We start from the raw sequence: 12,515 nt of genomic DNA on the forward strand, positions 1-12,515 counted from the left end.
CGGCGATGTCCCCCTTGGACAAGCCCTACGTTCTGAGCGGGCGTACCACCCTGCCCAGGACTCGGTCGGCGGGGAAGTAGCCCACTATGCGGGAGTCGAGGCTGCTCACGTCGTTGTCGCCGAGCAGTACCAGGCTGCCGGGCGGCACCAGCTCGCCCGTGGTGCCGGACAGGAGGGGGACCCGGTCGGTCGGTACGGGGTTGCCGGGTACCGCCGCGACGCGCTTGATCAGCCATTCACGGTCGGTGAGGCCGCGGCCCCCGGCCGCGCGTCCCACCGGTGGCCTGGTCCAGCGCGCGGCGGGCGCGGGACGTTCGACCACGACCACCTGGCCCGGCGCGGGCGAGCTGTCCCGGCGTACGAGCACCAGGTCGCCGTCGCGGTAGGCGGGCCGCATGCTCTCACCGCGTACGGTCACGGCCACCAGCTCGCGCCCAAGCCACGCGGACCCCAGAGTCAACGCCACCGCGGCCAGAGCGCACGGCAGGGCCAGCAGATGTGCGTCGATGAGCAGGAGCAGCGGCGCCGCGGCCCAGAGCGACGCGGTCACCAGCCGCACCCCTGTCAGGCCCGTCAGGACATCCAGAGGCCGCCGCGGTGCCGGGGCCTGCTGGTCCAGCGGTCTTTCGGCGGGCAGCACGGCCAGGACATGATCGGGCAGAGAGGCGCGCGCCTCGCCGACGGGCTTCCCCATCGCCTGTTCCGGCTGATCGTCGGCGGGCGCTTGTTCGGTCGTCATACCTGTCCTCCCATGGCGCTCCGTTGATCCGTCTCGGCCTGGTAGCCGGACGCCTGGAGCAGGAACAGCCGCGCGTACTCGCCCTCGGAGGCCATCAGCGCCGCGTGGTCGCCCCGTTCGGTTACGCGGCCGTCCGAGAGGACGACGATGGAGTCGGCGTCCCGTACGGCGCCCAGGCGGTGCGAGATCAGCAGGCTGGTCCGTCCGCCGCGGTGCTTCCTGAGCGAGGCATGGATCTCGGCCTCCGCCTCCGCGTCCAGTCCCGCCGAAGGCTCGTCGAGGATCATCAGATCGTGCCGGTCCCGCAGGAACGCCCGTGCCAGGGCCAGCCGTTGCCACTGCCCGCCGGAGAGCACCACCCCCGTCTCCGGGTCGTCCTTCTCGGACTCCGTGAAGAACAGGCGTGACAGCAAGGTGCCGTATCCGCTGGGGAGAGCGGCGAGTTTCCCGTGGATCCCCGCGCGAGTGGCCGCCGTGCGGAGCCGGGCGTGATCGTCGAGCGACTCCAGATCGCCGAGCGCGATGTTCTCCGCGGCTGTCATGTCGTAGTGCATGTAGTCCTGGAACACCGCGCCGATCCGCCGCCGCAGTTCGGCCGGGTCGACGTCACGCACATCCACGCCGTCCCAGAGGATCGCTCCCCGGGTGGGGTCATAAAAGCGGCAGACCAGCTTGACCAGCGTCGACTTGCCCGCGCCGTTGAGTCCGACGAGAGCCAGGGAGCCGCCGTACGGGAGATACAGATCGACTCCGCGCAACACCCATGGATGGTCGTCCGAGTAACGGAACCAGACATCCCGCAGCTCGATCCCGCGCCGGAGGCCCGGCAGCGCCCGCGGGGTGGCGGAGACAGGGAGTTCAGGGCCGGCCGAGGTCACGGTCATATAGTGATCAAACATAAGAAGAGCCTGATGAATGAGGGCGATCTGTCCTGCGAGCGCGGCCAGAGCGGTCTGCACCCCGGCCACCGCGGCGACGAACATGGTGATGTCACCCACCGAGAGTGTTCCGGCACGTGCTGAGCCCACAGCCCAGAGCAGTCCGCCGCCGCTCACCAGCGCGGCCAGCAGACCGAGCCCGGTCTGGACGAGGGCCTCACGGCGGTCCACCGACCGCTTCGCCGCGTCCGTGACCCGGCGCTCGTCCAGCATCCGTCCGCGCAGAAAGGCCCCGATGCCGAACAGCCTTACCTCCTTGGCCGCGTCGACACCGGTCAGCAACTGGCTGTAGAAGATCTCCCGCCGTTCCGCCGGCCCCACCGCCAGGAACATCCGCGCCCTTCGCCGCGACAGCGCCAGCTCGGCGATCAGCATCGGCACCCCGGCCAGCAGTACCAGCGCGGTCATCACCGGGCTGACCAGCAGCAGGGAGCCGAGGAACCCGGCCACGGTGATACCCGCTCGCACGCTGCCCAGCATGCTGTCGACCGTCTGGCTGGGGGTGCTTCTGCCCGCCTGTTCGGCCAGCCGCAGCCGGTCGAGGAAGCGCGGAGCCTCGAACCGCGCCAGCCCGACATAGCCCCCGACCGCGGTGAACAGCCTGTCCTGAGCCAGCAGTCCGGCCCGGCGGTCCATCTCCGTACGGAGGTATTGCGCCCCATGGGGGACGGTGCCGACGACCGCGGTGACCAGGGCGAGACCCGCGCCGAGAGCGATCAGCCTGCCCGCCGTGGCGCCCGCGACGAGATCGTCCAGCACCAGCTTGGTCAGCCAGGCGGTCACCACCGGGAGTGAGCCGGTGACGAGCATGAGCACGCAGTAGAACGCCAGGGGGCCGGGGGCCGCGGTGGCCGTCAACGCGCAGGCCGCGACGGCCGTTCGTACCGTGGAGAGCGAGCGCCCGCCGTTGTCCTCCGCGCCTGTCGTGCCGGTGGGCGCGCTCCCGGTACGGGCACTCATGCCGGAACGACGGTGGCCGTGCCGACGCGATCCAGATCCAGGTTGTCGGTGGTGACGACGAGCGTGCCCTTCCCGTCACGGGCCACCTGGAGCACGGCGGGAAAGCCGATGACGGCGAAGGCCAGGGACATCGGGCCGCCCTGCTCCTCCACGACCACTTGGGCCACGGGAGCGAGTTCGGCGGCGTACGCGGCAGCCTCGTCGGGCTCTCCGACGACGACCGCCACGACCCGGCCGCGCCCGCCCGGCGCGGTCCGCGCGTACTCCAGGAACGCCGGTGTCTTCTTCCGGCAGGCCGGGCAGTCGGGAGAGAAGAAGGCCACCGCCGTGCCGTCAGCCAGCTGTTCGCGGCTCAGCCGCTCGCCCTCAGTCGTGGCCGTCTCGAAGGCGAGGACTTCGTCGCCCTTGGTCAGGGAGGCCGTGGGGCCCCGGTCCATACGGGCGAGTTCGTCGGACTGCTCCCGCAGTCGTTTGATCACGCCCACGGTCAGGATCAGGTCCAACGTACAGAGCAGCCCGACCAGTACAACCAGTCCGATCAGGATCGGCATCTTCTCTCCTCAACTATGACGTGTCAGTGGCTTACGGGACGGAACAGTCCGACGATGTCGTCCCACACGATCGCCAAGGCGCCGGCCAGCGTGCCCGCGCACACCGCCAGCAGTGCCTCGGCGGGCTGGACGCGGGCGATGGCCGGGGCCAGGGCGGCTCCGGTGACCGCGATCAGGGCGAGTGCGGCGTTCCGTGCGGCGTGCCGCGCGCCGAGTGGCGATGCCGACGCGCCGAAGCAGCGGCATCGCACCCCGGTCCGCCGTGCGGCGGTGATCGCGATACCGGCGGTGAACGCCGCCAGCAGACCGGCGGCGAGGATGAATCCGGCCGTCCCGAGACCGGGGGCGAGCGGAGCGGTGAGCAGCAGCACCGCCACCGATATCTCCCCGGCCACCAGGAGCAGCGCGCAGCCGCGCGCCCAGCGCTCCGGTATGACACCGAGGTCCTTCAGAGTTCGCACGAACGCCGGGAACGAGCCCGCGCCGCGCAGCTTTCCGACGGCCGCGGCGGCGAACACCACCACAAGACAGACGGCGCAGGCGGCTGCGACGGTCTCCAAGGCGCGATCCTTCCTCCGGCCGCCCCGGCCGGACCACCCCCGTGCGTGGCCCGGCCTCAGAGCGGGGTTGAAACCGCTCTGGACTAGCGGCAGTTGTCGCAGTACATGAAGACCCAGCCGGTGGAGCAGTTGCTGCTGTACGACCACCAGTGGTTCGCGGTGGCGTTGCAGCCCGAGCCGGTGAAGCACTTGTAACAAGGGGCCGGTGCCGCGTCCGCGTTGACCTTGGGCACGAACCGTTCGAGGAGGCTGCTCCCCATCGCTTCCATCGTCTTGAGCACGATCTGACTCCTTCTCTCGGCCATGGTCCCGCCCGTTCCGCCGACTGCTTCGCCGGTGGGCGGTGGTACGAGAGGCACTCTGCTCAGCCGGCCTTCGGCCAACCTTGTGAAGACCTGGAAAGAGCAGGTCGGCCCGGCGTTTCGAGGTCAAGGTCCGGCAGATCATCCGGGTCCGGACGGTGAAGGTCGGCCGGAAACGGCTCCGGCGGATCGTGCGCGCACAACCGAGATCAGCCGTTACGCCAGTTGACCGTCACGCCAGTTGACCGTTACGTCAGTCAGGTCGACGCACCCGGCGTGCGGGACAGCTTCGCCTGGAGGCGGCGGGCGTCCTCCGTTCGGTGCTGGGCGTCGTAGAGGCTGACGGCTTGGCGCCAGTCGTGGCGGGCCTCGTCAGGCTGGGCGAGGGCGAGATGGACGTCGCCGAGGTTGGCGAGGGTGTTGGCCTCCTCGTAGAGGTTGCCGAGGTCGTGGAAGAGGGCACGGGCGCGGCGGTAGTAGGCGAGCGCCTCGTCGTGCCGGGCCGCCGCGTGGGCGATGAAGCCGAGGCTGTCGAGGGTGCAGGCCTCCCCGTCGCGGAAACCGTGCCGCCGGTGGATCTCCAGGGCCTCCTCGCAGTGGGCCATGGCCCCCCGGTAGTCCCCGATGCGGGCCTCGTACCAGCCGACGGCGTTGAGCGCGTTCGCCTGCGCCAGCGGGTCGTGGCCCATGCGATGGAGCCGCAGACTGTGCCGGACATGGGTCAGGGCCTGCCGGTCGTCTCCCCGCTGGGCCCACGACCAGGCGGTGACGTCGTGGATGCGCGCCTGCTCGGAGAGGTCACCGGCCTCCTCGGCCGCGATGAGGGCCGAGTCGGCGTGGTGGAGGGCGTCGTCGTGGTTGCCGGACCGGGCGCAGGCATGGGCCAGACGACGGTGCGCCCAGGCGCGGGCGGTCCCTTCTCCGAGGCGTTCGGCAGCGGCAAGGCCCGTGCGCCACAGGGCCACATGGTCGTGGAGCCGCCCTTGCCGCCAGAGGAAGCCGTCCAGCACCCGGGCCAGCTGCCACACCAGGACGTCCCACCTCTGCCGGCCGGCGAAGCCTTGGGCGGCGAGCAGGCAAGCGTGCTCGGCGCGGAACCACGACATGACGGCCGTCTGGTCCGCCGGCGTCTGGGGGCTCACACCGTCCAGGGGCGGTTCGAGTTCCAGGTGGTGATGCTGGAGCGGGGTGAGAACCTTGGCACCGGCGTAGGCGGTGTGAAGGTAGAAGTCCAGGACGCGCCGCAGCGCCCGCTCGCGGGACTCCTCACTCTGGTCCACGGCGGCCCGCTCGGCGGCGTACAGGCGGATCAGGTCATGCATGCGGTAGCGGTAGGGCGCGGACTGCTGCACCAGGTGGACCGTCTCCAGCTCCCGCAGGGCCGCCCGGGTCGCGGCCGGTGAACGGCCGAGCAGGCTTCCGGCGGCGGCCAGACCGATCTCCGGGCCCGGCGCCGCTCCAAGGAGCCGGAAGACCTCGGCGGCCCCGTCGGTGAGGGCACGGTACGACACGAGGCAGACCGCCCGGACGTTGGCCGACAGATCACCCGCGTCCAGAGCGTCCAGCCGCGCCGACTGGTCCTGAAGTTCCTCGGCGAACACAGCCAGCGGGAACCCGGCCCTGGCGGCCGCGCGTGCTCCCACGACACTGATGGCCAGGGGCAATCCCGCGCAATGCTCCAGCACGGCGGTGACCGCCTCGGGATCGGCGGCCAGCCGGTCCTCGCCCAGATGACGCCCCAGCAAGTCCCGGGACTCGGAGGCGGTGAGCACGTCCAGCGGGAGAAGGTACGCCCCGTGGGTGACGGCGAGCCCGGTCAGCCGGCGGCGGCTGGTGACCAGGACCGCGCATCCGGCGCTGCCCGGCAACACCGCGGCCACCTGCGCGGCGTCCGCGGCGTTGTCCAGGACGATCAGCATGCGTCGCTCCGCGACCAGGCTGCGATAGAGCCCGGACAGTGCCTCCTGGTCCACCGGTATCGAGCCCGAGCCCACGCCGAGTGCGTCAAGGAATACCCGGACCACGGCGGCAGGCGCCAGCGGCTCTCCCGAGGGGTCGAAACCGCGAAGGTCCACATAGAGCTGCCCGTCCGGGAACCGGTCGGTGTTCCGATGCGCCCAGTGCACGGCGAGCGAGGTCTTCCCGACGCCGCCGCTGCCGCTGACGGCGCACACCGCCACCGCGCCGCCGGGCTGCCCGGCCTGCCCCAGGGCCTTGTCGAGTTCGGCCAGCTCACGCTGCCGCCCGGTGAACCACGCTGGAGTGGCGGGCAGTTGGCGCGGAAGAGCACGGTCCCGTGACGAGGGGATGCCGGAGATGGGCACGGCTCCGGCCGCCGGCGCCGCGACGGCCGTCGCGCCGGGTGCGCCGATCGCCGGGTCGTTGGCGAGGACCCGCTGATGCAGTCGCCCCAGCTCAAGGCCCGGGTCGCTCCCCAGTTCCTCGGCGAGCGCGCGCCGAACCCGCTCGAAACAGCGCAGCGCGTCGGCCGCGCGACCGCTTCGGTAGAGCGCCAGCATGAACTGGGCGGCCAGCCGCTCGTCCAGCGGAAGCGCCTCGTGGCACGCGGCCAGTTCGGTCAGCAGCGCGGCATGGTGCCCGCGGCGTAACTGGACGTCGTTACGGTCGAGTCGGCAGGCGTGCCTCTCCCCGAGCAGTGAATCCCTCAGCGAGTTGAACCACGGCGTATCCACTCCGGCGAACGGCTCACCGCGCCACAGCCCGAGCGCCCGCTCGAACAGGACGGCCGCCCGGCCGTCGTCCGCCGCTCTCGCCTGTCCGACCAGGTCGCTGAAGACCCGCACGTCCACCACGCCAGGATCGGCGAGCAGCGCGTAGCCCGCGGGCCGACGCACGATGGACGCCCTGTCCGCGGAAGCCTCATCCGCCATCGTGTCGAGCGCCCGCCGCAGCCGGGAAAGATAGCTGTACAGCGTCGGCCTGCCACGCTGCGGCGGACGGACGCCCCACACCCGATCGACCAGCCCTTCCACCGGCACCGTGCGGTTGATGTCCACCAGTAGTGCCGCGAGCACACTGCGCTGCCGCGCCGGCCCCAGGTCCACGGCGACGCCGTCGCTGTACGCCTGGATCTCCCCCAGCACACCGAATCCGATCATCACCGCGCCCCCCGCGCCGCCGCCCCAAGGCTTGCCACATACCCACCCGCCCGCCAATTCAAGAACCGGACAAGGGTTCTTCAATGCACGGGCGCCGCGAGCGGGCGGCGGTGGAGGCGGACAGTCCCGACGCCACCGACCGCCCCCTCGGCCTGCGCAGCACGACGCACCGACCGCATGTGCACCGCTCGGGTCGATCTCAAGGTCATCCACAACAAGAAGCCCCAGGCCAGATAGCTGACCCGGGGCTTACCTCGGAGCCCCCTGTCGGATTCGAACCGACGACCTACGCATTACAAGTGCGTTGCTCTGGCCAACTGAGCTAAGGAGGCGTGCCCGAGCAGTGTAACCGGCTTCGATCACCACTCCGCCCGAAATTTCGTTCGTGCAGGACTACTGACAGATCCCTGACGGGCAGGTACCGTCACCTCAAGTTCACCCAGGTGGACTAGACCCATCCCCCGCCTCCCGGCGGAGGACCCACTCCTTTACTCGGATCGTCCGGCACGTTCCTGCCGGTGAGGGGACACATCGCCATGGCAACTGTCTCGTTCGACAAGGCAACCCGCGTCTACCCGGGTTCCACCAAGCCCGCTGTCGACCAGCTGGAGATCGAGATCGAGGATGGCGAGTTCCTCGTCCTCGTCGGTCCGTCCGGCTGCGGCAAGTCGACCTCCCTGCGCATGCTCGCGGGTCTCGAGGACGTCAACGGCGGCGCCATCCGGATCGGTGACCGCGATGTCACGCATCTGCCGCCGAAGGACCGGGACATCGCGATGGTGTTCCAGAACTACGCGCTGTACCCGCACATGTCCGTCGCCGACAACATGGGCTTCGCGCTCAAGATCGCCGGTGTGAACAAGGCGGAGATCCGCAAGAAGGTCGAGGAGGCCGCGAAGATCCTCGACCTCAGCGAGTACCTCGACCGCAAGCCGAAGGCGCTCTCCGGTGGTCAGCGGCAGCGTGTCGCGATGGGGCGCGCCATCGTGCGTGAGCCGCAGGTGTTCCTCATGGACGAGCCGCTGTCGAACCTCGACGCCAAGCTCCGTGTCTCCACCCGTACGCAGATCGCGTCGCTCCAGCGCCGCCTCGGCATCACGACCGTGTACGTGACCCACGACCAGGTCGAGGCCATGACCATGGGCGACCGGGTGGCGGTCCTCAAGGACGGTCTGCTCCAGCAGGTCGACTCGCCGCGCAACATGTACGACCGCCCCAACAACCTCTTCGTCGCCGGCTTCATCGGCTCCCCGGCCATGAACCTGGTCGAGGTGCCGATCACCGACGGTGGCGTCAAGTTCGGCAACAGCGTCGTGCCGGTCTCCCGTGACGCGCTCGCCGCCGCCGCGGACAAGGGTGACAAGACCGTCACGGTCGGTGTCCGTCCCGAGCACTTCGACCTCGCCGAGGAGAGCGGCGCCGGCAGCGCGCTCTCCAAGGACGCTCCGGCCGGTCTGGCCGTGACCGTCAACGTCGTCGAGGAGCTGGGCGCCGACGGTTACGTCTACGGCACCGCCGACCTCGGCAGCGAGAAGAAGGACCTCGTGGTCCGCGTCAACGGCCGCGCCGTACCGGAGAAGGGCGCCAAGCTGCACGTCGTCCCGCGCGCCGGTGAGACGCACGTCTTCTCGACCTCGACCGGCGAGCGCCTGACCGACTGACCGGCTGGTCGGCTCACCGACTGACCGGCTCAGCGGCTCAGCGGCTCAGCGGCTCACCAGCCGGCCGAGCCGACCGGGGCACACAGGGCGGGCGGCTGACGCGCCCGCAGGCCCTCCCGCTCCGCATCCGTCCGCACGGCCCCGCACTCCGGTGCGGGGCCGTCCGCGTGGAGCGCCAAATACCCCGGCAGACAGGCCATTTCAGACAGGGGGCGTCAACGCCCGATTCGAAAGGCCCGGTCGAACCATCCCTCACACGAGTGACTAAATGTCGCCAAATCATTACTGCCCGCTACGCTCGCCTGCGTGACCCACACAGCCCGCCGTATCGGCCGAACTCTCGCTCTCGTACTGCCCGTCGTCCTGGTGCTCTCCGGAACCCTCGCGGTCGCCCGTGTTCCGTGGGCGGCCAGCACCTCCGAGTCGCAGGTCCTGACCGCCTCTTCGGACACCGCCTCGGTCCGGGCCAAGTCCCGTACGCCCCAGGACATTCTCCGCGACCAGCTCCTCGTGGAGCTTCAGGAGAAGGATCCGGGCATCGCCCTGACGCACCTACAGCGGCAGGTCGAGGAGCGTCCCTCGCTCGCCAGGCACTGCATGTCGATCGCGCGGGCCCTCGGACGCGCCGCCGTCGCCTCCTACGGCCCCACGCGCGCGCAGTCCTTCTCGCGTCCCGTGTGCGACACCTCGTTCGCGTACGGCGTCTCCCAGCAGACCGCGGGGAGCTGACCGCCTGCTCCCTGCCCGGCCCGCCTATCGTTCACGGCATGCATACGTATCCGACGCAGGCCGTGGTTCTCGCGGGCGGCCAGGGGTCGCGGCTGCGCCCGTACACCGATGACCGGCCCAAGCCGATGGTCGAGATCCCCGGAACAGGGACCCCGATCATCGGCCATCAGCTTTCCTGGCTCGCCGCCGAGGGCGTGACCGACGTCGTCATCTCGTGCGGCCATCTCGCCGAAGTCCTCCAGGAATGGCTGGACTCGGCGGATCTTCCGCTGCGTGTCACCACCGTGGTGGAGTCCGAGCCCCTGGGGCGCGGCGGCGGCCTCAAGTACGCCGCCGCGCGCCTGCCCGCCCCCGATCAGCCCTGGTACGCCACCAATGGCGATATCTGGACGCGTTTCTCGCTGCGCGAGATGGCCGCGTTCCACTCCGAGCGTGACGCGACCGCGACGCTCGCCCTCGCCCGGCCGCGGATCCCCTGGGGGGCCGTCGAGACGGACGAATTCGGCCATGTCCTCGACTTCATCGAGTCGCCCCCGTCGCCGTATCTGATCAACGCGGGGGTGTACGTGTTCTCCGCGGGCTTCGTCGAGTTGCTGCCCGACCGCGGCGACCACGAGCGGACCACCTTCCCCCGGCTGGCGCGGCAGCGCCGGCTGGCGGGCTATCCGCTGCCGAACGGCGCGTACTGGCGGGCCATCGACACCGCGAAGGACCTCACGGAGGCGGCCAAGGAGCTGGCTTCCGGCGGCCCTGGCGGCCCCGGGCGTCCCGGGCCCCTCGGCAGCCCGGGGAGCCCGGAGAGTCCCGGGAGCCCGGTAGCACGCTGACGCCCCGGAGAGCGTGTCACGAGCACGTCCTGAGCGCGTCCTGAGCGCGTCCTGAGCACGTCCTGAGCACGTCCTGAGCACGTCGGAGGGGCGGCCACCCGACCGGGGCGGCCGCCCCTCACTTCTGGTCTCGGTCCTGGTCTCGGTCGGCTCCGTACGGGACTCGGTCGTCGGCTCCGTACGGCGTCAGCCGAGCAGGCCGCCGATCGGGTTGCGGTTGCCGCCGCCCGAGGACGAGCCTCCGGTGCCGGATCCCCCGTCACCGCCGCCACCGCTGCCGCTGCCGCTCCCGCTCCCGCCGCCGCTGCCGTCGCCCGCACCGCCCGACGAGGACGGTCCCTGGCTGCTGGACGGCGGCGGGGCCTGCTCCGCCGTCCGCGGGGCCTGCTGGACCGTCCCCTGCGTCTGGCTGGGCTGCTGCGTCCGTCCCGTACCCGTCGTGGCGCCGCCGCTCTCGCGGACCTGCCCGTCGCTGCCCGGCGCGGTCTGCGGGGCGCTGGGGCTGCCCGAGCGGGTCGCCGACGGTTCGGACGAGGTGCCGCCCTTGGCGCCCCCGCTGTCGGGCGCGCCGGACGCGCTGCTCGTGCCTCCGCCGCGCTTCTGCGGCAGCGGGACGCCCGGCAGCTGGTTGACCGGGTCCACGTTGGGGCCCGGCACGGTCACCATCTCGGAGGACCGTACGGCTCCGCCCAGGACCGAACCGACCAGCAGCGTGAGACCGATGACGACGGTCGCCACGACCGCGCCCCGGCGCAGCACCCGGCGCCGCAGGTCCCAGATCTCGGAGCGCGGTCCGAGCCTGCGCCACGCCTCGCCCGCGAGCCGGCCGTCCACGGAGTAGACCGGGGCGCCCGCGATGATCAGCGGGGACCAGGCGGCGAGGTAGATGATGTCCGGCGCGTCGTACGCCGGGACGGTCCGCCAGCTGACGGTGAGCAGCAGCGCCGCCGAGAGCAGCGCCCCGACGCAGGCGGCGACCCGCTGCCAGAGGCCGAGGACCGTCAGTACGCCGACCACGATCTGGAGGAAGGCGACGCTGAGGCCCGCGCCGACGGGGTGCGAGAGCGCGAAGTCCCGCAGTGGCTCCGCGAGGGCCCAGGGGTGCAGGGAGTTGAGCCACTTCACCATCGAGCCGCGCTCGCCGCCGTCGAAGTAGACGGGGTCGCAGAGCTTGCCCATGCCGGCGTAGATCGAGATGAAGCCGAGGAAGACGCGGAGCGGGAGCAGCACCACGCCGAGGTTCATCCGGCGGCCGGGGTAGTACGCGTGCCGTACGCCCGCGTCGGCGGCGCGCGCGCCCTCCGCGCCGTACCGCGGGAAGCGGTCCCGGTCGTCGGCGTCGGGGCCGAGGTCGTACGGCTCCTCGTCGGGCGCGTCGTATCCGGCGTCGTAGCCGGAGTCATACCGGGAGTCGTAGCGCGTGTCGCGGCGGGAATCGGGGTCGTAGGCCGTGTCGTACGCGCCGACCGCCTGCCGCATGGGCGGCAGCAGCGGTGTGGCGGCGGTACGAGGACCGGGCGGCGCCGGTACGCCGACGCGCGGGGCGCCGACGACGGGTGTCGGTACCGTCGACTCGCCGTCGACGCCGATCCGTGGGATGACCTGTGTGGCGCCGCTGTCGTACCCCCTTCCGGGTACGTCCGGCAGACCGGGCGTGTCGCGGTACCCGCCGCGGGCCGGCATGGCGGAGGAGTTCCGTACCGCCTGGAGGAGTCCGCTGGCTCCGGGGTCCCCCGGCTCGGACTTTCCGCTCCAGACGACGGGCGCCCTGCGGCGCGTTCCTCCTCCACCGCCCCCGCCGCCCCCGCCGCTCATGGCGGGGATACGCGCGGTGTCCGCGGCCGCGGCGCGCGCGGCGCCGGGGCGCTGGGGCGTTGCGAGCTTCACCCGGAAGCTGGCGTGGTTCACGATGACCTGCGCGGGGTCGCAGTCCACTTTGAGCATGCTCAGCGGGGGCTGATCGTCGAACCCGGGCCGGGGCGTTCTGGTGTCCACACTCATCTAACCGAGTGACTTGTGTTTAGGACACTGCCTTGACGCGCGGGAAATGTCCGAGACCCGTCAAGATCATCACGGAGACCTCGTCCGGGGTCCCCGGGCACCCCTCAGGACCTGCGGCGGGTACCGCT

At 71.3% G+C, this 12,515-nt stretch carries 10 protein-coding genes and 1 tRNA gene; 3 read left to right on the forward strand and 8 right to left on the reverse strand.

Translation table 11 applies throughout. The features are described from left to right. Positions 1 to 25: 25 nt before the first annotated feature. The 7 genes from ACIOGX_RS20400 to ACIOGX_RS20430 form a co-directional block, all read right to left on the reverse strand. Positions 26 to 739 (reverse strand): S26 family signal peptidase, encoded by a 714-nt coding sequence (locus ACIOGX_RS20400; protein ID WP_401914934.1) that lies wholly within the window; start codon positions 737 to 739, stop codon positions 26 to 28. Further along, positions 736 to 2,637, reverse strand: coding sequence for an ABC transporter ATP-binding protein (locus ACIOGX_RS20405; protein WP_401914937.1), 1,902 nt, complete (start codon positions 2,635 to 2,637; stop codon positions 736 to 738). The genes ACIOGX_RS20400 and ACIOGX_RS20405 overlap by 4 nt, the downstream gene beginning before the upstream one ends. Further along, positions 2,634 to 3,188 (reverse strand): hypothetical protein, encoded by a 555-nt coding sequence (locus ACIOGX_RS20410; RefSeq protein WP_356514914.1) that lies wholly within the window; start codon positions 3,186 to 3,188, stop codon positions 2,634 to 2,636. The genes ACIOGX_RS20405 and ACIOGX_RS20410 overlap by 4 nt, the downstream gene beginning before the upstream one ends. Positions 3,189 to 3,211: 23 nt before the next feature. Beyond that, a complete protein-coding gene (locus ACIOGX_RS20415; protein WP_356514912.1) occupies positions 3,212 to 3,748 on the reverse strand; it encodes a MauE/DoxX family redox-associated membrane protein in 537 nt (178 codons plus the stop codon). A gap of 83 nt (positions 3,749 to 3,831) precedes the next feature. Beyond that, positions 3,832 to 4,029: a hypothetical protein gene (locus tag ACIOGX_RS20420; RefSeq protein WP_356514910.1), complete on the reverse strand. Its 198-nt coding sequence runs from the start codon at positions 4,027 to 4,029 to the stop codon at positions 3,832 to 3,834. 278 nt (positions 4,030 to 4,307) lie between these two features. After that, on the reverse strand, positions 4,308 to 7,169 hold the full coding sequence (locus ACIOGX_RS20425) for an AfsR/SARP family transcriptional regulator (protein ID WP_401914941.1): 2,862 nt from the start codon (positions 7,167 to 7,169) through the stop codon (positions 4,308 to 4,310). 258 nt (positions 7,170 to 7,427) lie between these two features. Further along, positions 7,428 to 7,501: transfer RNA gene (locus ACIOGX_RS20430), tRNA-Thr, on the reverse strand. Between the two features lie 204 nt (positions 7,502 to 7,705). Here ACIOGX_RS20430 and ACIOGX_RS20435 point away from each other — a divergent pair. The 3 genes from ACIOGX_RS20435 (at position 7,706) to ACIOGX_RS20445 (ending at position 10,386) form a co-directional block, all read left to right on the forward strand. Continuing rightward, positions 7,706 to 8,830, forward strand: coding sequence for an ABC transporter ATP-binding protein (locus tag ACIOGX_RS20435; protein ID WP_129767134.1), 1,125 nt, complete (start codon positions 7,706 to 7,708; stop codon positions 8,828 to 8,830). Positions 8,831 to 9,136: 306 nt separating this feature from the next. Next, a complete protein-coding gene (locus ACIOGX_RS20440; protein WP_129767135.1) occupies positions 9,137 to 9,559 on the forward strand; it encodes a hypothetical protein in 423 nt (140 codons plus the stop codon). 38 nt (positions 9,560 to 9,597) lie between these two features. Next, positions 9,598 to 10,386: an NDP-sugar synthase gene (locus ACIOGX_RS20445; RefSeq protein WP_383962282.1), complete on the forward strand. Its 789-nt coding sequence runs from the start codon at positions 9,598 to 9,600 to the stop codon at positions 10,384 to 10,386. A gap of 186 nt (positions 10,387 to 10,572) precedes the next feature. On the opposite strand, the gene ACIOGX_RS20450 is transcribed toward ACIOGX_RS20445, so the two are convergent. Then, a complete protein-coding gene (locus ACIOGX_RS20450) occupies positions 10,573 to 12,387 on the reverse strand; it encodes a DoxX family membrane protein (RefSeq protein WP_401914946.1) in 1,815 nt (604 codons plus the stop codon). Positions 12,388 to 12,515: the final 128 nt, after the last annotated feature.

Origin of the sequence: Streptomyces sp. NPDC088147 (assembly GCF_044741565.1) — a bacterium.
GTDB lineage: Bacteria > Actinomycetota > Actinomycetes > Streptomycetales > Streptomycetaceae > Streptomyces.

Bases quoted from the DNA above. Each gene is read 5' to 3' on its own strand.
- ACIOGX_RS20400 (WP_401914934.1), bottom strand. From the start codon at position 739: ATGACGACCGAACAAGCGCCCGCCGACGATCAGCCGGAACAGGCGATG.
- ACIOGX_RS20410 (WP_356514914.1), bottom strand. From the start codon at position 3,188: ATGCCGATCCTGATCGGACTGGTTGTACTGGTCGGGCTGCTCTGTACG.
- ACIOGX_RS20445 (WP_383962282.1), top strand. From the start codon at position 9,598: ATGCATACGTATCCGACGCAGGCCGTGGTTCTCGCGGGCGGCCAGGGG.
- ACIOGX_RS20435 (WP_129767134.1), top strand. From the start codon at position 7,706: ATGGCAACTGTCTCGTTCGACAAGGCAACCCGCGTCTACCCGGGTTCC.
- ACIOGX_RS20425 (WP_401914941.1), bottom strand. From the start codon at position 7,169: ATGATCGGATTCGGTGTGCTGGGGGAGATCCAGGCGTACAGCGACGGC.
- ACIOGX_RS20450 (WP_401914946.1), bottom strand. From the start codon at position 12,387: ATGAGTGTGGACACCAGAACGCCCCGGCCCGGGTTCGACGATCAGCCC.
- ACIOGX_RS20405 (WP_401914937.1), bottom strand. From the start codon at position 2,637: ATGAGTGCCCGTACCGGGAGCGCGCCCACCGGCACGACAGGCGCGGAG.